The sequence below is a fragment of the Marinobacter sp. NP-4(2019) genome (assembly GCF_003994855.1).
GTDB lineage: Bacteria > Pseudomonadota > Gammaproteobacteria > Pseudomonadales > Oleiphilaceae > Marinobacter.
Genome location: NZ_CP034142.1, coordinates 2,734,393 through 2,760,726 on the forward strand (window position 1 = coordinate 2,734,393; position 26,334 = coordinate 2,760,726).

Consider the following 26,334-nt stretch of genomic DNA (forward strand, 5'->3'; position numbering starts at 1 on the left):
CCATGCATGAATCTGCAGTCATGAGCCCTGACAGACCGAAAAATTCGACCGAGAATGCGACTGCACCAACCAGGCAGGCAGCTGTCAGAAGGAAACGTTTTCTTGTCGAACTTCTGCCAACCACAAATGCTCCTGAGAGTCCTTTTATTGCCTAACGTTTCGCGACAGGGCCGCGACGTCAGTCGCGTCCCTTGCTTGCCTTGGTTAGCTTTATGAACGGAAGATACGCCATAAAAAGGAGCGCAAAACAACCAGTAACCAAAGTCACATAGAATCCCCATCCCAAAGAGTAGCTTTCAATCCTCACGCCACTTGGATCTTCCGGGTTTACATAAACATCAACAGCTCTGCCAACACTAAAGCTACGCGCCGTGTTCGACGCCATCGGTTTGATAGGGCTGCAAGGTAATTGGGAAATTTGAAGCTTTGACTCATATGCTTCTCCCGCAAACATAAAGCCAACTTTCACATCTGGACAGTAAGCAACCCCTTTCGAACCACTTACCTTTCTGACTTGGGTCGAAACTATTTTTGCGGTCATTAACTCCCACGCATTAAGGTCTCTCACTTTCGTATAACTATGAAACGCAAGCAATAAGCAGAGAAAGCCAAGCACTAGTAACAGAACTGCTAAAAAACTCTTATACAGAAACCATTTCATAAAGTAAGACTAACGCCAGCGGCAGGGGCGCGACGCTAGGAGCGTCCCTTGACCGCACTTGTTAAATTCGTTGCCTACGCTGACTTCGAATTTTTTTCTATCTGCACTTGGCAGAGTGCGGTCTGAGCCTGAAGCTTGTGAGCGAAGGCTTTCTCTTTCCCCATGGAATAGCCAACTACGCCCCCAATAACAGCGCCAACTGCGCCCAAAATGGGCTCACCTGTCGCAAGCCCTGCGAAACCAAGGAGTATTACTCCCAGAATCGTATAGGATCGGATTATGCCGCTTGCCTTGGCGTACAGCCTGTCAGCGAACTCTTGGATTACTGCTGGATCATAACTTGCTGCCATAAATTTGTTTCCTTCCTATTTTTAGAATTTCACGCGAAGCTAAAGGACGTCCGGTGGACGGCCGTAGGCCGGTAACGTACTTAAGCGATTGGTTATGCTGACTCGAAGCATAGGGCACAGAGGCGTGCCCTACGTGGATGCTTGTTTAATGGCAGTGGTAACCGCCGGTTTTGTGGTTTGTATGGCATCCATTCGCATCCGTACCACCCGAGTGAGCGGCCGCGCCTACAGAAAAGAGGACCACAAAGAACAATGCCAAGATACGTGCCGTCATTACTGTGTACTCCATTTGGTGTTAAATCTTCCGTAAAACTCAGACCACCAACACGATATGGCAGGCCCCAGAACAAGCCTAGCAGGTATGGCGTATAGCGCTACGCAAAAGGCCAAATTTATGAGCCATGAAAGCTTAACGCGAAGATAAGCGGCGCCCTGTACAGGGCGTCCGGTGGAGGCCAACGGCCGGAATGGTATTCCCCCAAAAAAATAGACACGCCCCATTAGTTAGCTCCCTCGAACTCTAACGGAGTCCGGTAACCAAGGCTACTGTGGAGCCGTTCGGTGTTATAAAAGCGTTCAATATAGTGTTTTATATGGTGTCTCAATTGGCGGAGCGTAATGTAGCTGGTGGCATGGAGCAATTCTCCCTTCAGGCTTTTGAAGAATGATTCCACCTCGGCGTTGTCCGTGCAGTATCCAGGACGGCTCATACTGTGACGCACCTGATGGCGGGCCAGCATGTCACGCATTTTCAGGGCTCTGAACTCGGTTCCGCGATCGGTATGCAGCAGAAGCCCTGGCGACGGGGAACGATCAGCCATAGCCTGCCTGAGAGCCCCACGAGACAAGTCACTATTCAGGTTGGCTTCCAGTTTCCACCCGACAATGCGGCGGGAGTAAAGGTCCAGAATCACCGCAAGAAATACGTTCTTCCGGCCCATCTTGATGTACGTAACGTCGCTGCTCCATTGCCGATTCACCGCTACTGGTTTGTCCAGGGTCAGGCGATGGTTCGGCCAGGCCTTTAGGACCGCTCGTCGGGTAAGTAGCCTGCGATAGATTCTGTGAGTTCGGGCCTTCATGCCCCAGACCTGCATCAGGCGGGCAACGCGATTCTCACCCACACGGAGACCTTGCCGTTTGAGGGCGCGATACACTTTCGGGCTGCCGTAGCGACCTTCGCTCTCATTGAATATCCGCCGGATTTTAAGCAGCAGTTCTGCATTCTCGGAGGCCCGCTTCCCGGGCTTGCGATTTACCCAGGCGTAGTAGCCGGAGCGAGAGATATTCAGGTGACGGCACAAGGCCTTTACTCCGTGTTCTCGCCGGTGTTTCCAGGCGAACCGGAACGCTTCTGTCGTTCCTCGGCCTGAAAACGTTGAAACTTTTTTAGGACGTCGTTCTCCTCTTGAAGCTCGGCTATTTGTCGCTTCAATCGGTTAATCTCGTCCTGTTCACTGATCTTCTTTTTGGCTTCAGCCGGCGCTCGCTTAACCCGTTTCATGGCGAATTTCCCCTCACGGTGCTCCTTACGCCAGCGTGACAGCATCATGGGATGAATATCCAGTGCTTCAGCAACGCTCTTCACACTCCGGTGAGCCTGGTGACTCCACTCAACAGCTTTGACTTTGAACTCGGTGGTGTACTTTTCGGTTTTCTTGCCAGTCTTGATCGCAGGCATCGGTTTTCTCCCTTTGCGGAGTTATCGATGCGTGTCTATTGAAGTGGGGGAAGTGCAGAACGAACTTGATTGATTTGTTAAATCCGGCGCCTCCGAAACCTCCAGACTACTTTACCCACTTGGTGTATAGATGACTGACGATACCAGTGAGGAAAGGCACAGCCATTACGGTAAACATTTGGATATACTCTTCATCGTCCATGTACCGCCAACTTCCGTTATTAAATGGATCAAATATTGCCACGAAAAAGAATACTGCAATTGGCCAAGCAACTGAAACGAACGCCCAGCGTCGGAAATTTCTGCTCTGCCTTCGCCACCATGATTTTTTGCCCTCTGACTGCAAGCTCTTTAGCGGCGGTTCCGATCTATCCTTCTCAGCATTCCTATCATTTTTACTATTGGCTCGAATTTCAGCTTCAGTCGCCAGTAGTCGATCAAAAACGCGCTTCACCTCAACGGGTGGTTTGGCGGAATCGTATTCAACGCCATCTCGCTTGTATTGCTCATGCACAGAATCGAATAAGGGCTGGAGCTCTCGGGACGGAGCTATTCCGGCACCCAAATAAGCCTTCCACGCGGTGCCAATTAGTTCTCCATCATAATCAGAAAGCCCTTCTTGACCTTCGTTGTCGAGCCAGGCTGCGATAACCTGCCAATCCGATTTTATTTGTGGTGGGGCATTCGATGTAAACGCCAACTTTCGTAATGTATCCACAAAGTAATAACCAGAATCTACAATAAAGTCCGAGTCTTGGTTGACGGTTATGGTTCTCGTCTTAGCATCATAGGACATCGGAACTCCTCAGAAGATTTAACGCGGAGCACAGCGGCGGCCCGTCAGGGACGTCCGGCGGCCACAGGCCGCGTACTGCTGCGTATTGTTACGTTTTGAGTCTGGCACGGAGTTCCTCTGCTGTGTAGGTGAGGGACTCTTGGCCGTAGCGGGGCGAAGCCAAAACATCGACGATTTGTAGGCTCGACGAACCCAACCAGGCGGCACCCAGGAAATTGCTCATCGGCACGAACACTGGGGACAGCCCTTTTTGACTCAACTTCTCGGCGAACACTTCTGCTTTTTCTGCTGACGACCAAACAGGAAGAGCCCTGCCACCCTCCGCTTGTAGGGCATAAAGTGATTGGCCTGCCATTAGCACCCAAACACCGTCTTGCTCCTGAACGGAGGTGATAAATTCGCGATCACCGATGATTTCTACATTCATTCAAATACTCGATGCATTGTCGACGACGAAACGTAACATTTGTATATGAGTCTTCATGATCATTTTTCCAGCGACTCATATCTCAATTCAATGATTACCCAAAACTAGGCAGAAAATCCCGTCAGGTCAATAAGTTCCGAGTATTTTCTTGGTCGCCGCCCCAAACAAAAATGATCACAAAGACTACTATCCCCTCTCACGGCAAATTTTTCAGGCCACTGATTTAATTAAAAAATTACTAGATCTGGAAAAATTCACCCAGTTCATGATCGCAACGATCATTTTTCCAGTTTTCAGCGCCCTCCCCTCCAACCAACCGCCGAAAACATCCGCCCCAGGACGCCACCTGTAATATCGGCTAATAGCTAATCAGGCCATCTGGCGTTGGTGGGCGCTCCAGAGGTGGTGGGCCCTGAACCCGTGTACTAGCTTGAAGTAAATCATGTGGAACCCGGCTTCGGCTTCAATGCACGCTTTCAGAGTAACGTAGTTATGGCAGCTCCAGCCCAGCAGAATCCAGACCCAGAAACCAACTGGCGACAGAAACTCTCCGGCGTTCTGGACATGTTCGCCTTTCCTTTGCGCACCTCTCATTACGTGGAGCTGGTCAACCCGCTCTGGAGTACCCACCAGATGCAGGCGCAGGTCGTGGACGTATGGGACGAGACCAAGGATGCCCGCACCATTACCCTGCGCCCAGGAGTGAACTGGCGATTGAACCGGCCGGGGCAGCATGTTCGCATCGGCATTCCCATCGAGGGCCGGCACTATACCCGCACCTACACGATCTCCTCCCCGCCGGAGCGTAATGATGACTGCTTTACCATCACGGTGAAGATTATCGAGGGCGGGCGTGTATCCCGGCACATTGTCCGCAATATCAAAGTGGGCGACTATTTACCCATTGGCCTGCCCCAGGGCGATTTTTATCTGCCCGATGCTTCTCCGATCCAGCCCCTGTTTATTACGGCCGGCAGTGGTATTACACCGGCCATGAGCATGATACGGAGCCTGGTTGCCCAGGAGCGTTTACCGGATACAGTGCACATCCATTACGCACCTCACGAATTCGATGTGATCTTCAGCAAGGAGCTGCGCCAGCTCGCGGTGGATAAGAAGCAGTACCGCCTCCACGAAGTGCACACGCAGGAACTTGGTGAACAGAAGCAGACGCAAGGCTATTTCAGTGAGGAGCAGTTGGAAACGCTCTGCCCCGACTGGAAAGAGCGGGATTGCTACGCCTGTGGTCCCCCCGGGTTACTCGCCGCGCTGGAAGACGTGTATGAGAAGGCAGGGCTCAGCCGCCGACTTCACGTCGAACGTTTTCGGGCGGATTTTGCCGAGATACCGAACGATGCGGTGGGCGGTAAAGTCCGCTTTGCCCAGAGCAACCTGGATGTAGACGCCGACAGCGAAACCAACCTGCTGCGGGTCGCCGAAGATGCCGGCATGAATCCGCCCCATGGCTGTCGTATGGGTATCTGCCATACCTGTAATACCAGGTTGCTTTCAGGTTGTGTGCGAGATTTGCGCACCGGAGAAGTGTTGAATGAATCCGGTGCCATTGTGCAGACCTGTGTGTGTGCCGCCGCTGGCGACTGCGAACTGGATCTTTAGGAGTACGGACGATGGCTACAAAGAAACCGCTGCCGGTGGATCTCACCGATGAGCAGATCGACGAATTCGGCCGTGAAATGGAGTCGATTTACGACGACATCATGAAGAGCCGGGGAGAGAGCGATCGCCAATACATTCTGGGGCTGATCCGGACTCAGAGAAGCATGGCCCTGATTGGCCGTTTGTTTATGTATGCGGGCCTGTTCTTCCTGCCGGCCTGGTCTCATGCACTGGCCGGCTGGACCGCAACGTTACTGATCATGGGGCTGGGCACCTTCATGCTTGGTATCGCCAAGATCCTGGAGAATATGGAAATTGCCCATAATGTCCTGCATGCGCAGTGGGACTGGATGAAGGACCCCGATATCCAGTCCAACACCTGGGAATGGGACACCATGAGCCCGTCGGACCGCTGGATGCATTCCCACAACGTGGTGCATCACACCTGGACCAATGTGCTGGAAAAGGATCTCGATGTCGGGTACGGCATTATGCGGGTAACGCCTTTGCAGGAATGGCATCCTAAATATCTGCCCCAACCCGTTTATTTCCTTCTGCTGATGCTGTTCTTTGAGGAAGGCGTGGCGCTGCATGAACAGGCTCTGATCGATGTGGTCGAAGGCCGGAAGAAAGCGTCGGAGTTCAAACCGCTGGCAAAACGTATCGGTCGCAAGATCTGGGGACAGGTTCGTAAGGACTACCTTATGTGGCCGGGACTGGCGGCGTTGGTGGCGGTGCCCATTTCCTTCTTTGTGCCGGAATCACCTTTGCTGGTATTCGGGTTGGTGGCGGGCGCCAATTTCATCGCCAACATCATGCGCAACATTTGGGCCTTCATGATCATTTTTTGCGGTCATTTTCCCGAAGGCGTGTATAACTTCACCCCCGATCAGGTGGAGGGGGAATCCCGCGGACAATGGTACCTTCGCCAACTCCTCGGTTCCGCCAATATTACCGGCGGCAGCCTGTTCCATGTGCTGTCCGGTAACCTGAGCCACCAGATTGAACATCATCTGTTCCCTGACATGTGCAGCAATCGATACCCGGAAGCCTCCCAAAGGGTGCGGGCGGTGGCTGCCCGTTATGGTCTGCCGTACAACCGGGCATCCCTGTGGCGCCAATTCGGCACTACCTGGCTGAAAAACTTACGCCTGGCATTTCCGGGAGGCAAACCACAACCGGAAGTCGCCCGCGCCTGAGGCGGGCTCCCGGTCCGCTCTCAGTCGGCTGAAGGCAGGTTGCCTCCCAGCATGTTTTCAACCACTGCGGCATTGTAGAAGGCTTCAACCGTCTGGATTTTATCGTTCCGGACACGAAACCAGACGGCCAGCCGCACATCCCCGATCGGTTCAAAGTGGGTCTGGTAATCCAGAATCGCGAACACGTGCTCCCCGTCGGCACTGAGCTGACGGAGGACCAGGTCTTTCTGAATGGCAAACATGCCGAACTGGTAGCCGAGCATATCGTCCGGACTGAGGAATCGCATATTCGGCCCCACATACTCAAATCCCTCAGTCACCAACAGGGCCTTTGCCTCATCCAGGCGCTGGGCACGGATATCAGCAATGAATTGAGCCACGATGTCTTTTGGCTGCATGGATAGAGACTCCACTTCTAACATGGGGACGATTGGAATGCCTGTGTGCGCGTAGATGCCATCAAAATTTGCGCACCGTGTCTCCATGTATACCAAAAAAACGGGCAACGAAACATGTGTTCGCAGGTAACTCAACTGCTTAACCTAGAAGGCTATGGACGGCCCTGACTCTCAAAGAGCCTCCAGACTCCCGCGGGCAATCTCGGTAATTTTTGCCCAATCCTTTGAAGCAATGGCGTCCGCCGGTGTCAGCCAGCTACCGCCGACCGCCTGGACGTTACCCAAGGCCAGGTAATCCCTGGCGGTGTCGCGACGGATACCACCCGTCGGGCAAAAGGTGACATCCGGGAATGGTCCGCTGAAGGCTTTCAGGGCCGGAATGCCACCGGCGACTTCGGCCGGGAAGAATTTGAATTCCCGATAGCCCAGGTTATAGCCCATCATCAGCTCGGAGATGGTGGAGATTCCCGGCAACAGCGGGACTTCGGAAGTCAGGCCGAATTCCAGGATAGCTTCGGTAACGCCCGGTGTAATCACAAACTGGGCACCGGCCGCCTCTACCTGTCGGTATTGGTCGATTCCGGTAACGGTTCCGGCGCCAACCCAGGCGTCAGGTATGGCTTCGCGGACCCGCTCAATAGCTTTGACACCGTGCTCGGTACGCAGGGTAATTTCCAGTACGTTGATACCACCGTCAACCAATGCCTGGCACAGGGGCACGGCGTCATCAGGATCGTTGATGGCGATCACCGGAATCAGTGGTGAGGAGGCCAGCACGGCCCTGACACGCTCACGATGGAAATCGGATAATTGGCTCATGATTTTTACTCCATATTGACATTCGGGGCGGGCTCAGGGGCTCCAGAATACTTGCAGACCGGGCTTCAGGAAGGCACGAATGGGCATGGCCATGACGTCATCCGGGGTCTCCAGCGCCTTCTTCAGGGTGTCCAGCTTATCCATGCCCTTGAGGTGCAGGGCGATAAAGCGGGCGTCACGCAGGACCGGCCAGGTCAGAGTGATCCGTTTCTGTGGTTGGGAGGGTGGCGCCATGGCGGCAACGATATCCCCGCATTCCGGGTCCATTGCATGGGGTAATTCTTCTGCATCCGGGAACAGGGAGGCGGTATGACCATCGTTGCCCATACCAAGAATCACCACATCCAGCGGCAGTGACAACCCGGCGAGTTCGGCCTTGACGGCATCCAGGCCGTCTGCCGGCGTTGCACCCGCCTGCTTCAGGGACAGGAAGCGGGCAGCGGCGGCCTTGTGCTGCAGCAGGGTTTCCTTTACCAGACGGGTGTTACTGGCTGGATCGGTTTCCTCCACCCAACGCTCATCCGCCAGCAAAACATCCACCCGATGCCAATCCAGGTCCTTGTGGGACAAGGCCGTGAAAAACGGCATGGGCGTCGATCCGCCGGACACCACCAGGCTGACCCGCTCGGCTTCCGCCAGGCGCTTTCTGAGAAAGTCCGACACGGCTTGCGCCAACTCAAGGGCAACCTGATCCGGCGTATCGCCGAAGCGGGGCTCGATACCTCGAGGGAACTGAATATCAGGCGTCTTCATACCAGCTCCTTCCGTCCCGGGTGATCATGGCGATGGAGGCAACCGGCCCCCAGGTTCCTGCGGCGTAGCGCTTGGGTGGCTCACCGCTGTCATTCCAGTTGCGGATGACCTGGTCCACCCAACGCCAGGCGTGTTCGACCTCATCGCGACGTACAAACAGGTACTGGTTTCCCTTCATCACCTCCCATAAAAGACGCTCGTAGGCATCCGGAATGCGGTCGGTGTGGAAGGTTTCGGAGAAGGTCAACTCCAGCGGGCCCTGGCGCAGCCTCATTCCCTTGTCGAGACCCTGATCCTTGGTGAGGATTTTCAGGGACATGCCTTCATCCGGCTGGAGGCGAATGATCAGTTTGTTGTTGGCCAGGTGCTTCTGATCCGGGTCGAAGATGTAATGAGGCGCCGGCTTGAAGTGGATGATGATCTGCGAGAGCTTTTCCGGCAGGCGCTTGCCAGTGCGGATGTAAAAAGGCACACCGGACCAGCGCCAGTTTTCAATCTCGGCCTTGAGCGCCACAAACGTTTCCGTGGAGCTGCCCTTGTTGGCGCCCTCCTCCTCGAGGTAACCGGGCACCGGCTTGCCATTGCTGGTACCGGCGGTGTACTGGCCACGCACCACGTGACTGTCCATGCGCTCAGGCGTAATCTCCCTCAACGCCTTGAGCACCTTGACCTTTTCATCACGGATACTGTCCGCGGACAGATCCGAGGGCGGGTCCATGGCAATCAGGCAGAGCAGCTGCAGCAGGTGGTTCTGGATCATGTCCCGGATTTGCCCGGCCTTGTCGAAGTAACCCCAGCGACCTTCAATGCCAACGCTCTCGGCCACGGTGATTTCAACATGGGAAATATGGTTCTGATCCCACTGGGAAGCGAACAGGTTGTTGGCGAACCTCAGTGCGATCAGGTTCTGGACCGTTTCCTTACCCAGATAATGGTCAATGCGGAACAGCTGATCTTCCCGGTAAACCTCCCCTAGCTCATCGTTGATCACCTTGGATGAGGCCAGGTCGTGACCGATCGGCTTTTCGACCACCACGCGGGTCTGATCCGTGCAACAGTTGGCACTTCTCAGGTTGCGTGCGATGACACCGTACATCGACGGTGGCGTCGCCATATACACAATGAGGTTGCCTTCCGGTGTCCCACGCCATTCATTCAGTGCGCCATAACCCTCCGGATCGGTAAAATCCAGGTACAGGTAATCCACCCGTTGCAGGAAGGATGCCACCAGCGTTTCATCAAATTCATGGGGTTTTACGTGTTCCCTGAGCTTTTCCTGAAGCAGCTTGCGGGCACCCTCGGTATCGACCTTGTTGCGGGCGATCGCCAGAATCCGGCTTCCCGGATCCAACAGACCCGAGCGCTCCAGCTGATACAGTGCGGGAAAAAGCTTACGCTGCGCCAGGTCGCCCAGCGCGCCAAACATCATCAGGTCACAACGGGTACTATTGTTATCGGCCATTGGTTCCTTCTCTCATAACAAACCACAATGTAGTAATTTTAAACAAATAATGACATCGAAATCCGACTATTCCAAGAAAAAAATCCATATTTTGATATTTTTACTACCGCAAAATCACTGAAAACACGGTATAATCAGCCCAAAATTCTCACAACGAACGCCGATGATTCAGGGAGTACCCTTCAATGGCTGCGAACCAGGCGAACCGAGACGACAACCTGATTGAAGATATCCAGGCCCGGCTGGACAGTCTGAACAAGTCCGAACGCAAGGTGGCCGAAGCCATCCTCCGCGACCCCAGCGCCGCAACCCGCTACAGCATAGCCGCACTTGCCCGCGCAGCCGATGTCAGTGAACCCACGGTTAACCGGTTCTGCCGCGGATTTTCCGCAACCGGCTTTCCGGACTTCAAGATTCGGCTGGCCCAGAGCATCGCAACCGGCACCCCGTACATTGGGCAGAATGTCGAACCGGACGACACCGTTGCCGAGTTCGCCGACAAGATCGTGCTCAGTACCATCGCCAGCCTCGACAAAGCGCGCCAGGCACTGGATCCAAAAGCCCTGGCAACCGCCATTGACTACCTGATTCAGGCCAAGCAGATCAACTTCTTCGGCATGGGTGGGTCAGCACCGGTCGCCCTGGACGCGCAACACAAGTTTTTCCGCTTCAATATTCCGGTCATGTCTTACGACGATGCACTCATGCAACGCATGGTGGCCGCCGGTTCGACCACCGGCGACGTGATCGTGATGATTTCCTATACCGGCCGTACCCGGGAAACCGTGGACATTGCGCGGATCGCCAGGGCCAACGGTGCAACGGTCATCGGCATCACCAATCCGGACTCCCCTCTCGGCGATGCCTGTACCGTCGTGCTGGAGGTCACCGCGCCGGAAGACACCGAGGTCTACATGCCAATGTCCTCCAGAATCATTCACCTGACCGTGATCGACATCCTGGCCACCGGCGTCACACTCAAGCGTGGTGCGGACTTTCTTGGCCACCTGAAAAAAATCAAGGAAAGCCTGAAACCAACACGATTCCCATCCGAATAACCCTGATAATAAGGTAGCAGAGCGATTGATTGAGGGGCTCCTCCTTCTACGCCCCTCCTCCCCCTGAAAACTCACCCCCCTTTTTCTCCGGCACGGAGGATGTATCCACCGGTGTGTTACCGGAGTATGAAACCCGGTTTCCCAATGTCCGATTGGCAGAAGCTGCAATCGAGGGAACCGGAAGTCAGATCCGGGCACGGCAGCTCAGTAGCATTAACCGGAAATTCCGCTTCCCTGGCATTTAAAACGACAAAAAGCACAGGACTCAGATCATGCAGAACAAAAAGCGCTTCCTTGCAAACAAGCTTCCTCTTACCGCAGCGATCACCGCTGCCGTAATGGCCACTCCGGCTTTAGCAATAGATTTCCACGGCTATGCCCGTGCTGGCGTCAGCACCACTTCCGACGGCGGTGAACAGCTCTGCTACGGAAGCGGTGCTAATGCTCACACCGTCGGTCGCCTGGGAGACGAGTGCGACACCTACGGTGAACTCAGCCTCGGCGACGAGCTGTTCAATCAGGACGGCCGGGTTTTCCGGTTTGACACAATGCTGGCCTATCAGGCAACCAATCAGGGCAACGACTACCAGTCACTGAGCGGTCCCAATGAAGTCATCGGCGTTGATTTTGAAAATGAGCAAACCACCCTTGCGTCCAGTGAACCCTGGGCGGGCGGAGACATTGCCCTACGTCAGGCTTACGGCTCCGCCAAAGGCGTTATCGGCTGGGCCCCTGAAGCCACACTCTGGGCCGGCAAACGCTTTTATCAACGCAAAGATGTCCACATTCTGGACCTGTATTATGTCAACAACTCCGGCTATGGCGCCGGCCTGGAAGGAATCGATATTGGTGCGGGCAAGGCATCCGTCGCCTTTACGAATTTCGATACACCGTCTCGCCATAGTGGCGGCAGCGACGACGGCCTCTATGTCCAGAACAACAAGCTCGATCTGCGCTATGCCTTTCCGGTCGGGCCCGGCAACCTGGAGCTGATTGGCATCTACGGTTACGCCGACCTCACCGACGCACAGGACGAGGCCCAGGAGAACCTGGCCAAGGAAATCGATCGGGATGGCTATTTCCTTACCGCCGAATACTCACAGGGCATGATGGGCGGCTTCAACAAGTTCGTCGTGCAGTACGCCGAAGGCTCCATGGGGCATCAGGCCTATGTTGCCCACGGTGGCGGCGAATCCCTGAACAGCACCTGGTGGGATGGTACGATCGAAGAAAGCTGGCGAGTCCTTGACTGGGGCGTCATCAAGCTTTCCGACAAGATTGAGCTGGGCTACTCCGCCATTTATCAACAGGGCAAAACCGCAGGCAACACTGCCGAGGATAGCCCACACCTGATGAGCGTTGTTCTCCGCCCCCAGTACAACTGGACCAATTTCATGAAGACAACGCTTGAGGTGGGGTACGACTCCGGCTTCTACGACGGTTCTGTCTGGTCCGAAGATAACGACAAGGACCTTCAAAAAGTCATTGTCGCTCAGGAATGGTCTGCCGGCCCCAGCTTCTGGGCACGCCCGACCATTCGGGTTTACGCCGGCTCGTTCTTCGGTGACCGTGCCGAGGACATTGACGACGACGGCAATATCCGTGTCGGCGCCCAGGTTGAAGCCTGGTGGTAAGGCTCTAAACACCACACTCTCTTGTTGGACCTCTTGGGCCGGCTATTGCCGGCCCTTTTTTGTTGTTCCCTCCTCCCGTTTGAAGACTTCTACTTCCCCCACCCGACTTCACCTACGCCCCGGAAAATTGCCCGCTGAAGGATGTGGTTCCGGCCCTGCCGCGCAACGATGACCATGGCCCTTTCGGGCTTTCATCCAAACAAAAACAATGGAAAAGAGGATTTTCTTATGCCTGAGCAAACACTGGTTGCAGGCTGCTGGGTATTGGCCTTGTCGCTAATACTGACCGGCTGCAATGGAAGTGACTCACCCTCATCCGGCAATAACAACGGCGGCCAGCAGGCTGATACCTTGCTGGAACCGGGTGAGAACGAAGCACTGCTTTACTACAAACGCACAGACGAGAACTACTCCGGCTGGGGCCTGCATCTCTGGAATGATGCTGCTGCAGGCTGCGACGGTCTGGCCGAAGGTGTTGCCACCGAATGGTCGTCCCCGCGACTGCCAGACGGCATCAGCGATACCTACGGCGCCTACTACTTCATTCCGATGCGGAAAGCCGGCAATTGCCTGAACTTCATCATGCACAACGGTGATGAGAAGGATATTGGTGGCCTGGACCATCGTTGGCACTTTGATGAGCTGGGCAACCGCATCTTTACACTCAGCGGCAGCTCGGAACTTTCCACGGCCCCCATAGAAGCCGCAGCCATCGCCATCAACGGCGCCCAGGCCCACTGGCTGGACGAGACAACCCTTGTTTTCAGGGATGCCGCCGCCTTTAATCGGGTCGAGCTTCGCTACGATGGCCGTGCAGCCATCAACATTAATCCGAACACGGAATCACTGATCGGCGGAAAGGTTGTTTCCCTGAGCGCAACCACGCTGTCAGAGCGCCTGAAAGATCAGTTTCCTCACCTCAAAGACTGGCCCGCCTATGAGGTCAACGCCGATACCGCAACGATCAAGCAGGCACTGAAAGGCCAACTGGTTGCGGCTGCCTACGACAGCAATGATGAATTGCGGCTAGCCACGCAAGTTCAGATTCCCGGTGTACTGGATGATCTCTACGCCTACGACGGCGTGCTGGGTGCAACGGTAAACGGTGACAACGTCGATTTTGCCGTATGGGCGCCCACCGCACACAGAGTGCGCCTGCACGCCTTCGACGCCTCAGGCGAGGCACTGAGTGGATATCCGGCCATCATGACCAATACCGACGGCGTCTGGCGGCATAGCGGTAACACCGCCCTGTTGGACCGGCAATACTACCAGTACGAAGTCACGGTTTATCACCCACGTACCGAAGCCATTGAAAACACCCTGGTATCGGACCCTTACGCCCTGAGCCTGTCCACCAACGGTCAGTACGCTCAGGTGGTAGACCTTGACGACGCCTCACTTCAACCTCCGGGATGGGATACGCTCACGCCGCCACCAATGGCGGCGCCTGAAGACGTGGTGGTCTATGAAGCCCACGTAAGGGATTTCAGCGCCACGGATGAAACGGTCAGTCCTGAGCTGCGAGGCAAATATAAAGCATTCACGCTCCCCTCCGATGGCTCGGTGCATAGCGTTGCCCACCTGAAAGCCATGGCGGATTCCGGTGTCACCCATCTTCATCTGCTACCGGCATTCGACATCGCAACAGTAGATGAAGATACCTCCGGTATCGTCAATATTGACGATCACTTCTCGCAGCTGTGCGACCTGTCTGCCCAGGCCGCAAGCGAGTATGCGTCCCATTGCGAGAGCGGTGAGACGGTTCGCTCTGTCCTGGCTTCGTTCGACCCAATGAGTGGCGATGCGCAGGCGCTTTACAACACATTCAGGGACCTGGACAGCTTCAACTGGGGATACGATCCGGTGCATTACACCGTGCCTGAAGGCAGCTATGCCACCGATCCGGCAGGCGCCCAACGTGTGCTTGAATTCCGCGAGATGGTCAAGGCCGCCACCGACCTGGGCCTGAATGTGGTGATGGATGTGGTCTACAACCACACCAATGCTTCCGGACTGGCCAACAAGTCGGTGCTGGACAAGCTGGTGCCAGGCTATTACCACCGACAGAACCCGGAGACGGGGGCGGTTGAAAACTCCACCTGTTGTGAAAACACGGCATCCGAACACCGGATGATGGAAAAGCTGATGGTCGACTCGCTGGTTACCTGGGCCGAACACTACAAGATATCCGGCTTCCGCTTCGACCTGATGGGGCACCATATGCTGAGCAACATGGAGAACGCACTGCAAGCCGTCAGGGCGGTTGATCCGGACACCTACTTCTACGGCGAAGCGTGGAATTTCGGAGAAGTCGCCAACAATGCCCGGGGCGTCAACGCGATTCAGTCCAATATGGCTGGCACCGGTATCGGCTCATTCAATGACCGCCTCCGGGATGCTGTTCGCGGCGGTGGACCATTCGACAGTGAGCAGGCCATCCGCGCCAACCAGGGCTTCGGTAACGGTCTCTATACCTACCCCAATGACATGAACTCCGGCGCGACATCAGAGAAAAACCGTCTTCTGGAAACCACTGACTGGATTCGTGCCGGCATCGCCGGCAGCCTGCAAGGATATAGCTTTGAAACCGCCGACGGCACCCTGAAAACAGCCGCTGAAATAGATTATAACGGTCAGAACGCAGGCTACACGGACGACCCGCAGGAAATCGTCAACTACGTCTCCAAACACGATAACCAGACCCTGTGGGACAACAATCAGTACAAAACTGCATACGACGCCACCGTTAACCAACGCGCGCAGATGCAGGTTGTGGGGCTGTCCATCCCGATTCTGAGCCAGGGAATCCCGTTCCTGCATATGGGCTCGGAATTGCTGCGTTCCAAATCCATGGAACGGGACAGCTATGACTCCGGGGACTGGTTCAATGAAGTCGATTTCAGCTACCAGTCATCCGCCTGGAACCGGGGACTCCCCCGACAGGACAAAGATGGCGCCAACTGGCCGCTGATCCAGGATGTCATCCTGGGGGCCGGTGCTAACGCCAACCCGACTCCGGAGGCGATTCAGTACACCAACACCCAGGTGCGGAAGCTGCTCACCATTCGCAAGAACAGCCCACTGTTCCGCCTCCAGACAGCGACCGACATCCAGGAGCGCCTGCGATTCCTGAATACCGGCCCCTCCCAAATCCCGGGGCTGGTGGCGTTTAGCCTTCTCGACGATGGTAGTAAAGGGCTTACCGATCTGGACGGTGCCAACGAAGAGCTGGTTGTACTGATTAACGGTAACGCTCAGGCCCAGACCATTAAAACCGGTTTGTCCGGCACCTTCAGCGTACTCGCAGAAACCTCCCCCACCCCTGGTGCCAGCACCAGCGGGGGCGAGTTCACCGTACCCGCGCTGTCTGTAGCGATCTACGCCCGATAATCCCTTGAGCAGAGAACGCAGTGGCCAGCATGTGGGCCGGCCACTGACCCAACAACAAAGGAGAACCCCATGAATAAAACAATCAAAACGCTGGCACTGGCTTCTGCAATAACCGTCTCCGGCTGCGCAACGACGGGCGGCGAGCGGGATTACAGTGACAGCCTCTATCTACGAGGCCAATTCGCCTGGTGGGATGCACTGCCCGAGTACAAGGTCAACAAAGTGGATTCCGGACTGTACCGAACAGAGGTGGAACTGAAAGCTGATGGCCAACCATACGAGTTCAAGTTTGGCGATGCAAACTGGAGTACCGGTACCAATTGCGGGTATCTGTCCGAGAAGGAAGACAAGGTGGTGACACTGGATGAACCGGTGAACGCCAATTGCTCTGCGGTGTTCGAGAACTTCCGCTTCACGCCGCCGGAAAATGGCGTTTATGGCTTCTATTTTGACACCCGTGGTGAGGTACCGCAGGTATATATCAAGAAAGCGGACTGAAAGATAACTAAAGAAAAGCCCGGCAATTGCCGGGCTTTTTCGGTTCGTCCCTGCCAATCTCCATCAGGGCCGTGACACTTCCGCCCGCTCCCTCAGATACTGCTGGTAAGCCGCATACTCACGCTGACCCTCCATCGAGGACAGGAATTGGCGCAGCTGTGACAGCTCACCATCACCTTCCGTGATTTCACCTTCGTTGACCTGATCCAGGGCGATAATTGAGAGTCCGTTACCCGAAAGAGCCTTACCGTAGGTCACCTCGCCTTCCTGAGGACGTTCCAGAGAGAATGCGGCTGCAATCTGCTGTTGGCCGAGGCCACCAGATACAGTGCGAGGCTGCTCGGTATACACGTCCCATTCACCAACGCTCAGTTCTTCGACAGCTACACCGGATTCCAGTTCGGCGATCAGCGAGTCCGCCCGCTCTCTGAGGGCTTCCCGGGTCTTCTGCTCCAGCAACGCAGTACGGATATCCTCACGCACCGCCTCCAGTGGCTGCTCCTCGGCTTCATAGAACGTCTTGACACGGGCAACCACGGATACGTTATCCCCGACGTCAATCAGCTCCGTGTTGAAGCGATCCTGCAGCACATCCTCCGAGAACAGCTGGCGAACCAGGCCTGGGTGGTCAAACGGTGCATCCCCACCATTCCGGGTAACGCCTTCGGTTTCGCGGATTTCCAGCCCGAGCTCTTCCGCTGGCGCCTGGAGATCGTCCGCCGCGTAGGCGGAATCCGCCAATTGGGTACGCACTTCCGCGAAACGCTCCTGAGCCTGACGCTGGGCCAATTCACGGCGCAGCTCGTCTCGCATCTCCTCAAGCGGCGGCACATCGGCTTTGCGTACATCCAGAAGCTTAATCAGGTGAACACCGAAGCCGGTTTGCACCGGTTCTGAGACCTCCCCCTTTTCAAGAGCAAACAGGGTCTCTTCAAAAGCCTCGTCATAGATACCGCGACCGGCAAAACCCAGATCTCCACCTTCGGCCGCCGACATGGCATCCGCAGAGAACTCCTCAGCCAGATCCGCAAACTCTTCACCGGAGGCGAGCCTGTCCTGAATGGTGGATAGGGTTTCTGACGCGTTCTCACTATCCTCAATCAGGATATGGGCCGCGCGGCGCTCTTCGCTCGCAAGCTCTGAAGCCCTTTCCTCGTAATACGCCTCCAGTTCCTCGTCACTGACGTTGACGGTTTCCGCCAGGGTTTCCAGGGAGAGCGCGATGTACTCTGCGTCTACGCGCTCAGGAAGACGGTAATCCTCGATGTTCTCCTGATAGTAGCCTTCAATCTCGGCATCGCTCACCTCAATGTCTGCACGCACCTCATCGGCAGACAGCGTGAGCACACGGAAATCACGGGTCTGGTTCTGGATGCGCAACAACTGGGCTACGTTTTCATCGGTTACCATACCGCTCTGGGCAATGCCCGCACGAATCTGGTTCACCACGTACTGTTTGCGCATCGCCTCACGGAATTCACCCACGCCCATTCCCATATTGCGAACCGTGGCCACAAACCGGTCACGATTAAAGGTGCCATCAACCTGAAACTGCGGCATCTGGGTAATCAGCGAATCAATATCCGCGTCTGACAGTTCCAGCCCCTGGGCGTTGGCGTCCTGGATCAGTACCTGCTCCCGGATCAGGGATTCGAGTACATCCTGGCGGATCTGGTCCTCATTAAGCAGGGAGGGATCGGGGTTTTCCATTTCAGACAACCGGCGTTGGCTCTCCATCTGCACCACACGCAGGAACTCCCGCTCAGTAATGTCTTCTCCGTTTACGGTAGCCACTTCAGGCTCGCCGGAAAATCCACCAACGATTGCATCCATCCCCCAGATGGAGAGTGAAACGATCAATAGACCGATGATGATTTTGGCAATGGTGCCCTGGGCATTTTCCCGAATATCTTGAAGCATGTTTCTCCCGGATCCCTGATCAAAGTCGAGATGATTCTTGTCGTGAGATAGTGAAATTTAAGAGGCTTAACGTAAAAAGGCGCATCCTGTCCGGAATGCGCCTTGAATTCATCTGGAGCTGGATGGCGTCGGAGTTGACCCCGGGCCAACCGCTCCGACAGCACCCGCATGACCGGCGCTGTCAGAGAAAGAACCGCTTACTTAACGGCGTCTTTCAGGGCCTTACCTGCCTTGAACCCAGGCACTTTGGAGGCCGGAATCTTGATCTCGGCACCAGTCTGCGGGTTGCGACCAGTACGGGCAGCACGCTCTTTAACAGAGAAAGTGCCAAAACCGATCAGAGTAACCTGATCGCCTTTTTTCAGGGCACCGGTAATGGAGGTGGTCATTGCGTCCAGAGCACGGCCAGCGGCGGCTTTGGAGATATCTGCGGACTCTGCAATTGCATCGATTAGTTCGGACTTGTTCACACTAAACCCCTTCGATTTCAGGTTGAAGATGTTATAGGTTGGTTTGTTTTTTCTCGGACGTTCTCGACTATCGCATAAGCGGTCAGAGAATTCCATTCTTCAGTTTTCTTATTCCTTGCGGTTCTTAACCGGTGTTCGGAATAGGCACTTACTGCGCGGGAGCCCTTGGTATTGGCTGCTTCACGGCGAAACAGTTATACCAATGGGCTCTCCGGCGTGTCAACAACTCATCCTGTCTTTAATGTGTATTTATGCGTTCGGCGGTATCGGAATCGTCGTCCCGGTGCTTCCCGGAACCCGCTTCGGAGGACGAGTCCACCTCTCTGGGCTCTGGCGCATAGGCCAGTGCAACGTCCAGAACTTCATCAATCCATTTGGCGGGAATGATCTCAAGGGATTCCTTGATATTATCTGGTATCTCTTTGAGATCACGAACATTTTCATCAGGAATTATAACGGTCTTGATACCACCCCGATGGGCCGCAAGCAGCTTTTCCTTAAGCCCGCCGATCGGCAGGACACGGCCGCGCAAGGTGATCTCACCGGTCATGGCGACATCCGCCCGAACCGGGATTTGGGTTAATGCAGAAACCAGCGCGGTGCACATGCCAATACCGGCACTTGGACCATCTTTCGGGGTTGCACCCTCGGGAACGTGCACGTGCAGATCGTGTTTTTCATGGAAATCATCGGCGATTCCCAGGCCCGCAGCGCGGCTTCTGACCACTGTAAGCGCGGTCTGGATAGACTCCTGCATGACATCACCCAGGGAGCCGGTTTTCACCACACGCCCCTTACCCTTGGTCAGGGCGCACTCGATAGTCAACAGCTCGCCACCAACCTGAGTCCACGCCAGGCCGGTCACCTGTCCAATCTGATTGGTTTCCTCGGCCAGACCGTACTTGAACCGCTGGACACCGGAATAGTCTTCCAGCATCTCCGGAGTCAGGGTCACGGAGACCTTTTCGCCACTCTCAACGTGCTCACGCACCACCTTGCGGCAGATCTTGGCAATCTCACGCTCCAGGCTACGCACACCGGCTTCTCGCGTGTAATAACGAATCAGGTCTCGTAGCGTCTCCTCAGGAATTGTGAGCTCATCCTTGCGCAGCCCATTGGCCTTGATCTGCTTGGGCAGCAGGTAGCGCAGGGCAATGTTCACCTTCTCGTCCTCGGTGTACCCCGGAATGCGGATAATTTCCATGCGATCCAGCAATGCCGACGGGATGTCCATGGAGTTGGAGGTACACACGAACATGACGTCTGACAGATCGTAGTCGACTTCCAGGTAGTGATCGTTGAAGGTGTGGTTCTGTTCCGGGTCCAGCACTTCCAGCAAGGCCGATGCCGGATCACCACGATGGTCCATACCCATCTTGTCGATTTCATCGAACAGGAACAGCGGGTTCTTCACCCCGACCTTTGACAGCTTCTGGAGCAACTTGCCAGGCAAGGCGCCAATGTAGGTCTTGCGGTGACCGCGGATTTCCGCCTCATCACGCACGCCACCGAGCGCCATGCGGGTATACTTGCGGTTAGTCGCACGGGCAATGGACTGCCCCAGGGAAGTCTTACCCACCCCGGGAGGCCCCACCAGACACAGTACCGGCCCCTTCACCTTCTTCACCCGGCTCTGTACCGCCAGATACTCGAGAATGCGCTTCTTGACCTCATCCAGACCGTAATGGTCCTTATCAAGGATCTCACGGGCCTTCTCGATATCGTGACGCACGCGGCTGCGCTTTTTCCAGGGCACTGCCAACATCCAGTCGATGTAGCCACGCACCACCGTTGCCTCGGCTGACATCGGAGACATCATTTTCAGTTTGTTCAGCTCGGCCTCGGTCTTCTTGTAGGCCTCTTCCGGCAGCCCGGCTTCTTCCAGCTTCTGCTCCAGCTCTTCAAAGTCGTTGTTACCTTCACCCAGGTTACCCATTTCCTTCTGGATAGCCTTCATTTGCTCGTTCAGGTAGTACTCACGCTGGCTGCGTTCCATCTGCTTCTTCACACGGCCACGAATCCGCTTCTCGACCTCGATCAGGTCGATCTCACCGTCCAGCTTGCCCAGCAACAGGTCAACGCGCTTGCGAACATCCAGCGCCTCCAGCAGTTCCTGCTTCTCCGGAATACGCATTTCCAGGTGAGCGGCCATGGTGTCGGCCAGGCGCTCAACATCGGTGATCCCGGTCAATGCGTTGGAGACCTCGGAAGGCACCTTCTTGGACAGTTTGACGTACTTTTCAAACTCATCCATAAGAGTCTTGACCAGAACGTCTTCTTCACGCTCCGGCAGCGCGCCCTCATCCAGTATGACCGCTTTGCCGGACAGGTAATCGCCCTCGGCAATACCACTCAGTGTGGCGCGGGCATTGCCTTCAACCAGAACTTTCACAGTTCCGTCCGGAAGGCGCAGCATCTGCAATACGGTCGCCAACGTGCCCATGTCAAACACATCATCCGGGCCGGGCTCATCGGTAGAGGCATCCCGTTGTGCAACCAGCAGGATCTCCTTGCTGCCCTCCATTGCGGCTTCCAGCGCCTGGATGGATTTTTCGCGCCCCACAAACAGCGGAACGACCATGTGCGGAAACACCACCACATCACGGAGGGGGAGCAGCGGGTATTCTTGCACAGATTCTTCGGGTATCCGGGTCATAAGGAATCCTCTGACGGTGTTTCTTTCAGCATATCACCCATCATTGGGGCGTCGGCAAAAATTGCAATCTTTTTACGAAACGAAACAGGGCGGGAATAGTGGGTTACAGACGAATAAAAAGGGGCGTTCCCGCCCCTTTTTATTACTTACGGAACCACGTGACTGATTCAGTCCTCGGGAACCGCTTTGGCGTGATCATTACCAGCGTATATCTTGAACGGCTCGGAATCACCGCTGATAACACTCTCGTCTATGACCACCTTGGTGACATCGTGTTCGGAAGGAATCTGGTACATGGTGTCCAGCAAAGTCGCCTCCATAATGGAGCGCAGCCCGCGGGCACCGGTTTTCCGTATCATGGCCTTGCGGGCAACGGCCCGTAGCGCATCCTCACGGAAATCCAGCTCCACACCTTCCATGTCGAACAGCTTCTGATACTGCTTGGTCAGAGCGTTCTTCGGCTCGGTCAGGATCTGAACCAGCGCATCTTCATCCAGCTCGGTCAGTGTTGCCACTACCGGCAGACGACCAACAAATTCCGGAATCAGGCCATACTTCACCAGATCCTCGGTCTCAACATCCTTGATGATGTCGCCGGTGTTCTTGGTGTCATCCGGGCTTTTAACCGTGGCAGAAAAACCAATGCTGCTACGCTCGGAGCGCTCCTGGATCACCTTGTCCAGGCCAGCAAAGGCACCACCACAGATAAACAGCATATTACCCGTGTCTACCTGCAGGAACTCCTGCTGGGGATGCTTCCGGCCACCCTGGGGCGGAACTGAAGCAACCGTGCCCTCAATCAGTTTCAGCAGTGCCTGCTGCACGCCCTCCCCGGATACATCCCGGGTAATAGACGGGTTATCAGACTTGCGGGAGATCTTATCGATCTCATCGATGTAGACAATACCGCGCTGGGCCTTGTCCACGTCATAATCGCACTTCTGCAGCAGCTTCTGAATGATGTTCTCAACATCTTCGCCAACGTAACCTGCTTCTGTCAGCGTGGTCGCGTCTGCAATGGTGAATGGTACATTGAGCATGCGAGCCAGGGTCTCGGCGAGCAGGGTCTTACCGCTACCAGTCGGACCGATCAGCAAAATATTACTCTTGCCGAGCTCTACCTCTGCCTTGCCCTCGCCATATCTCAGGCGCTTGTAGTGGTTATAGACCGCGACCGAAAGCACAACCTTCGCACGATCCTGACCAATGACGTATTCGTTCAGGGTATCGCGGATTTCAGCAGGTGTCGGCAGACGATCACTGGCCTCTTCCTGCGTACTCTCCTGAATCTCTTCACGGATAATGTCATTGCACAGGTCAACGCACTCGTCGCAGATGAACACCGAGGGCCCTGCAATGAGCTTACGGACTTCATGCTGGCTCTTTCCACAAAACGAGCAGTAGAGCAACTTGCCGTTATCGTCGCCCCTGCCGTTTCTTTCATCTGCCATTGAAATACCTCTGATCTTGGTTTGCCGGCGTTACTGGCTAATACGCCGGCCAAGGATGATGCGATTACCTTCAGTATTATTTATTCGGTACGCGCTTATCAAGTATAGAATCAATCAGGCCATAGTCCTTTGCCTGCTGCGGATCCATGAAATTGTCGCGATCCGTGTCCTTGGCAATGGTATCAAGGTCCTGCCCCGTGTGGTGAGCAAGGAGAGTATTCAGGGTCTGGCGGATCTTCAGAATCTCACGGGTGTGGATCTCGATGTCCGTTGCCTGCCCCTGATAACCGCCCAGCGGCTGGTGAATCATCACCCGGGAATTCGGCAAACACGCGCGCTTGCCCTCAGCGCCACCGGCCAACAGGAATGCCCCCATGCTGGCAGCCTGACCTACGCACAGCGTGGCGACATCCGGCTTGATGAACTGCATGGTGTCGTAGATGGACATACCCGCAGTCACCGAACCACCGGGGCTGTTGATATAAAGATGGATGTCCTTGTCCGGGTTCTCGGACTCCAGGAACAACAGCTGCGCCACGATCAGGTTGGCCATGTGGTCCTCAACCGGGCCCACCATGAAGATCACCCGCTCTTTGAGCAACCGGGAGTAGATATCAAAAGAACGCTCACCACGAGCGGTTTGCTCAATAACGATCGGAACCAGACCGGAACTGGTTACCATTGCGGGACCATCAATAGGTTTTTGCGTCATGATGTGCCTGAACTCCTTCTGGACAATGGGGTCGTGGCCTCAGGCCACTGCGTTATCAGTGTTCTACACCCTGCATACTTTGCCAGCACCGGGCCAAGATGAAAACAGCCGGACATGCCGGCTGTTTTCCCTTTTCGGCCAACAGGGCCCGATTTTAAGCCCCGAGGTGATCAGCGCTGAGGCTGACCAGCCTGAACGGCCTCTTCGTACTTGACCTTTTTCTCTTTGACCTGGGCCTGCTCAAGCACATGGTCAACAACCTGATCTTCCAGTACGGAAGACTCAATTTGTGACTTCTGCTCAGGGTTGCTGTTGAAATGGGCAACCACTTCCTCAGGCTGCTCATACGTTGACGCGATCTCCTGGATCTTTTCGTCAACCTTGGCCGGATCGGCTTTCAGGTCGTTCTTCTTGACCACTTCCTGGAACAGCAGACCAGTCTTCACGCGACGCTTGGCCTGCTCTTCAAAGATTTCCTTGGGCAGCTGCTGGAAATCAACCTGGCCGCCGAAGCGCTGAACGGCGTCCTGACGCAGGCGATCAATTTCCTGATCAACCAGAGCAGTCGGAACATCAAGCTCGGTGGTTTCCAGCAGGCCATCAACCACGTCGTTCTTGACCTTGTTCGATACCGCCTGCTTGAGCTCACGCTCCATGTTCTTCTTCACTTCCTCACGGAAAGTGGCTTCGTCTTCGGCCTCAATGCCGAAATTCTTGAAGAACTCTTGATTCAATTCAGGCAGTTGGGGCTCTTCAACCTTGTGAATCTTGATTTCGAACTTGGCCGGCTTACCTGCCAGGTCTTCATTCTGGTAGTCGTCCGGGAAGGTCACCTCGATTTCCAGTTCCTCGCCGGCCTTACCGCCGACAATGCCCTTCTCGAAGCCCGGGATCATCTGACCGGAGCCCAGGGTCAGGCGATGCCCTTCAGCCGCGCCACCTTCAAACTCCTCGCCATCGATGAAGCCCTTGAAGTCGATAGTCACGACGTCCTTGTTCTTGGACTTGCGCTTGACTTCCTTCATGGTGGCCTGCTGACGACGCAGGTTATCGATCATGTTGTCGATATCCTTGTCGGTAATCTCGGACGTCAGCTTCTCAACAGAGATCTTGCTGAGGTCGCCCAGTTCGATTTCCGGCAGCACTTCGAATGTGGCAACGAACTCCAGGTCCTTGCCCTCTTCCATCACGGTCGGCTCAAGCTTCGGCCAGCCGGCCGGATTGATGTCCTGCTCTTGCAGTGCCTTGATGTAGGTATCACGCATGACCTCGCCAACGACTTCCTGGCGAACACTGGCACCGAAACGACGCTTGACCACGCTCATGGGCACCTTACCCGGACGGAAACCGTTCAGGCGCACAGTACGGGCCGTTTCCTGCAGGCGTTTCTGAACCGCCTGGTCAATTTCCTGGGCGGGCACACCAATCGTCATGCGACGCTCGATGTTGGAGGTCGTTTCAACAGACACTTGCATGGAGGATCCTCAAATTACAGGTTCAGTATGTGAATGAAATTAAACCTAAAAGTCCGTTCCCGAAGGGGTTCTCGCAGAAGGACCGAAAATTAAAAGCAGGTAGTTTATCACGGTTTGCCCCACCGAGAGAATCACCTGTCACAGTCACTTTCAGCGATTGCGACCACATCGGGGCTTTGTTATCTAGAGAAGTGGGGACAAAAACGAAAAAAAGAAAGGGGTGGTGCGAGAGGAGAGACTCGAACTCTCACGGGTTGCCCCACTGGAACCTAAATCCAGCGCGTCTACCAGTTCCGCCACTCTCGCACAACAGATTGAAGAATTACCGATGACCAACTGTCATCATGAAACTCAACAAACGCGGAAATCAAGCCTGAAAGAAAAGTGGGGTGGACGAAGGGGTTCGAACCCTCGACCGCAGGAGTCACAATCCTGAGCTCTACCAGCTGAGCTACGTCCACCACATCGGGACATGCCTTTCGGCACTCACATCTACTCACTTAAACTTTGCTGGTTCGGCGACTCCGGCGCGGACCAAGCCCACGACTTTATGGCGCGCCCGGCAGGACTCGAACCTGCGACCATCCGCTTAGAAGGCGGATGCTCTATCCAGCTGAGCTACGGGCGCTTGACCGTTCGCCCACCTGAATATCCAGAAAGTGGTCGGGGTAGAGAGATTCGAACTCCCGACATCCTGCTCCCAAAGCAGGCGCGCTACCAGACTGCGCTATACCCCGTCTGAACTGAACAACAAGTGCCTCAGCAAAGTTGGCGCGCATATTACCGGCGCCGGCCCCTGCCGTCAACATGGATTTGAAAATTGATTGAGGCGGCAACGAATTAGGTGACCGATGCTGCCGGAATAAGTTCCCCTGACCGGCAACTCAGGCATGTGGCCAATTGG

At 55.2% G+C, this 26,334-nt stretch carries 22 protein-coding genes, 4 tRNA genes and 1 pseudogene; 6 read left to right on the forward strand and 21 right to left on the reverse strand.

Translation table 11 applies throughout. The features are described 5' to 3' along the window. Window positions 1–178: 178 nt before the first annotated feature. The 7 genes and pseudogenes from EHN06_RS12440 to EHN06_RS12470 form a co-directional block, all read right to left on the reverse strand. The gene (locus EHN06_RS12440; RefSeq protein WP_127332880.1) at window positions 179–661 is read right to left on the reverse strand and encodes a DUF3592 domain-containing protein; all 483 of its coding nucleotides are present in this window, start codon (window positions 659–661) and stop codon (window positions 179–181) included. 74 nt (window positions 662–735) lie between these two features. Further along, complete coding sequence (locus EHN06_RS12445; RefSeq protein WP_127332881.1) at window positions 736–1,011, reverse strand: hypothetical protein; 276 nt, start codon at window positions 1,009–1,011, stop codon at window positions 736–738. Between the two features lie 145 nt (window positions 1,012–1,156). Further along, entirely contained in the window at window positions 1,157–1,300 is a 144-nt protein-coding gene (locus EHN06_RS21780; protein ID WP_416332525.1) for a YHYH domain-containing protein, read from the reverse strand. Between the two features lie 211 nt (window positions 1,301–1,511). After that, window positions 1,512–2,447 carry an IS3 family transposase gene (locus EHN06_RS12455; protein WP_127332883.1) on the reverse strand — a complete coding sequence of 312 codons (936 nt, stop codon included), beginning with the start codon at window positions 2,445–2,447 and terminating at the stop codon, window positions 1,512–1,514. Between the two features lie 41 nt (window positions 2,448–2,488). Continuing rightward, a pseudogene (locus EHN06_RS12460) lies at window positions 2,489–2,692 on the reverse strand (transposase); the annotation flags it as partial. Between the two features lie 106 nt (window positions 2,693–2,798). Next, on the reverse strand, window positions 2,799–3,488 hold the full coding sequence (locus EHN06_RS12465) for a hypothetical protein (protein WP_127332885.1): 690 nt from the start codon (window positions 3,486–3,488) through the stop codon (window positions 2,799–2,801). An 88-nt stretch (window positions 3,489–3,576) separates the two neighbouring features. Beyond that, entirely contained in the window at window positions 3,577–3,915 is a 339-nt protein-coding gene (locus EHN06_RS12470; RefSeq protein ID WP_127332886.1) for a DUF2750 domain-containing protein, read from the reverse strand. 492 nt (window positions 3,916–4,407) lie between these two features. Here EHN06_RS12470 and EHN06_RS12475 point away from each other — a divergent pair, with 492 nt between their 5' ends. After that, entirely contained in the window at window positions 4,408–5,532 is a 1,125-nt protein-coding gene (locus tag EHN06_RS12475; protein ID WP_127332887.1) for a ferredoxin reductase, read from the forward strand. Between the two features lie 11 nt (window positions 5,533–5,543). Further along, window positions 5,544–6,731 (forward strand): fatty acid desaturase family protein, encoded by a 1,188-nt coding sequence (locus tag EHN06_RS12480; protein ID WP_127332888.1) that lies wholly within the window; start codon window positions 5,544–5,546, stop codon window positions 6,729–6,731. A gap of 20 nt (window positions 6,732–6,751) precedes the next feature. On the opposite strand, the gene EHN06_RS12485 is transcribed toward EHN06_RS12480, so the two are convergent. From EHN06_RS12485 to zwf, 4 genes are all read right to left on the reverse strand, one after another. Continuing rightward, on the reverse strand, window positions 6,752–7,129 hold the full coding sequence (locus tag EHN06_RS12485) for a nuclear transport factor 2 family protein (RefSeq protein WP_127332889.1): 378 nt from the start codon (window positions 7,127–7,129) through the stop codon (window positions 6,752–6,754). 171 nt (window positions 7,130–7,300) lie between these two features. Beyond that, window positions 7,301–7,948, reverse strand: coding sequence for a bifunctional 4-hydroxy-2-oxoglutarate aldolase/2-dehydro-3-deoxy-phosphogluconate aldolase (locus tag EHN06_RS12490; RefSeq protein ID WP_127332890.1), 648 nt, complete (start codon window positions 7,946–7,948; stop codon window positions 7,301–7,303). A gap of 33 nt (window positions 7,949–7,981) precedes the next feature. Further along, on the reverse strand, window positions 7,982–8,701 hold the full coding sequence (gene pgl, locus EHN06_RS12495; protein WP_127332891.1) for a 6-phosphogluconolactonase: 720 nt from the start codon (window positions 8,699–8,701) through the stop codon (window positions 7,982–7,984). Next, window positions 8,688–10,163, reverse strand: coding sequence for a glucose-6-phosphate dehydrogenase (gene zwf / locus EHN06_RS12500; protein WP_127332892.1), 1,476 nt, complete (start codon window positions 10,161–10,163; stop codon window positions 8,688–8,690). Before zwf ends, pgl begins: the two co-directional genes overlap by 14 nt. A 185-nt stretch (window positions 10,164–10,348) precedes the next feature. Between zwf and EHN06_RS12505 the strand changes: the two genes are divergently transcribed. The 4 genes from EHN06_RS12505 (at window position 10,349) to EHN06_RS12520 (ending at window position 16,746) form a co-directional block, all read left to right on the forward strand. After that, window positions 10,349–11,221 carry a MurR/RpiR family transcriptional regulator gene (locus tag EHN06_RS12505; protein ID WP_127332893.1) on the forward strand — a complete coding sequence of 291 codons (873 nt, stop codon included), beginning with the start codon at window positions 10,349–10,351 and terminating at the stop codon, window positions 11,219–11,221. Between the two features lie 272 nt (window positions 11,222–11,493). Then, on the forward strand, window positions 11,494–12,855 hold the full coding sequence (gene lamB / locus EHN06_RS12510) for a maltoporin LamB (protein ID WP_127332894.1): 1,362 nt from the start codon (window positions 11,494–11,496) through the stop codon (window positions 12,853–12,855). Window positions 12,856–13,083: 228 nt separating this feature from the next. Then, entirely contained in the window at window positions 13,084–16,248 is a 3,165-nt protein-coding gene (pulA, locus tag EHN06_RS12515) for a pullulanase-type alpha-1,6-glucosidase (protein ID WP_127332895.1), read from the forward strand. A gap of 69 nt (window positions 16,249–16,317) precedes the next feature. Beyond that, window positions 16,318–16,746, forward strand: coding sequence for a hypothetical protein (locus EHN06_RS12520; RefSeq protein WP_127332896.1), 429 nt, complete (start codon window positions 16,318–16,320; stop codon window positions 16,744–16,746). 63 nt (window positions 16,747–16,809) lie between these two features. Here EHN06_RS12520 and EHN06_RS12525 read toward each other — a convergent pair whose 3' ends face one another. The 10 genes from EHN06_RS12525 to EHN06_RS12570 form a co-directional block, all read right to left on the reverse strand. Continuing rightward, window positions 16,810–18,666 (reverse strand): SurA N-terminal domain-containing protein, encoded by a 1,857-nt coding sequence (locus EHN06_RS12525; protein ID WP_127332897.1) that lies wholly within the window; start codon window positions 18,664–18,666, stop codon window positions 16,810–16,812. Between the two features lie 197 nt (window positions 18,667–18,863). Next, window positions 18,864–19,136, reverse strand: a complete 273-nt coding sequence (locus EHN06_RS12530; RefSeq protein WP_027832426.1) for an HU family DNA-binding protein — start codon at window positions 19,134–19,136, stop codon at window positions 18,864–18,866. Window positions 19,137–19,374: 238 nt separating this feature from the next. Continuing rightward, window positions 19,375–21,792: an endopeptidase La gene (gene lon / locus EHN06_RS12535; RefSeq protein ID WP_127332898.1), complete on the reverse strand. Its 2,418-nt coding sequence runs from the start codon at window positions 21,790–21,792 to the stop codon at window positions 19,375–19,377. A gap of 167 nt (window positions 21,793–21,959) precedes the next feature. After that, entirely contained in the window at window positions 21,960–23,243 is a 1,284-nt protein-coding gene (gene clpX / locus EHN06_RS12540; protein WP_127332899.1) for an ATP-dependent Clp protease ATP-binding subunit ClpX, read from the reverse strand. A 76-nt stretch (window positions 23,244–23,319) separates the two neighbouring features. Then, window positions 23,320–23,955 (reverse strand): ATP-dependent Clp endopeptidase proteolytic subunit ClpP, encoded by a 636-nt coding sequence (gene clpP, locus EHN06_RS12545; protein ID WP_127332900.1) that lies wholly within the window; start codon window positions 23,953–23,955, stop codon window positions 23,320–23,322. 170 nt (window positions 23,956–24,125) lie between these two features. Then, entirely contained in the window at window positions 24,126–25,430 is a 1,305-nt protein-coding gene (tig, locus tag EHN06_RS12550; RefSeq protein WP_127332901.1) for a trigger factor, read from the reverse strand. Between the two features lie 221 nt (window positions 25,431–25,651). Further along, window positions 25,652–25,736 (reverse strand) — tRNA-Leu (locus EHN06_RS12555). 79 nt (window positions 25,737–25,815) lie between these two features. Continuing rightward, window positions 25,816–25,891, reverse strand: a tRNA-His gene (locus EHN06_RS12560). A 90-nt stretch (window positions 25,892–25,981) separates the two neighbouring features. Continuing rightward, window positions 25,982–26,058 (reverse strand) — tRNA-Arg (locus EHN06_RS12565). 32 nt (window positions 26,059–26,090) lie between these two features. Further along, window positions 26,091–26,167 (reverse strand) — tRNA-Pro (locus EHN06_RS12570). Window positions 26,168–26,334: the final 167 nt, after the last annotated feature.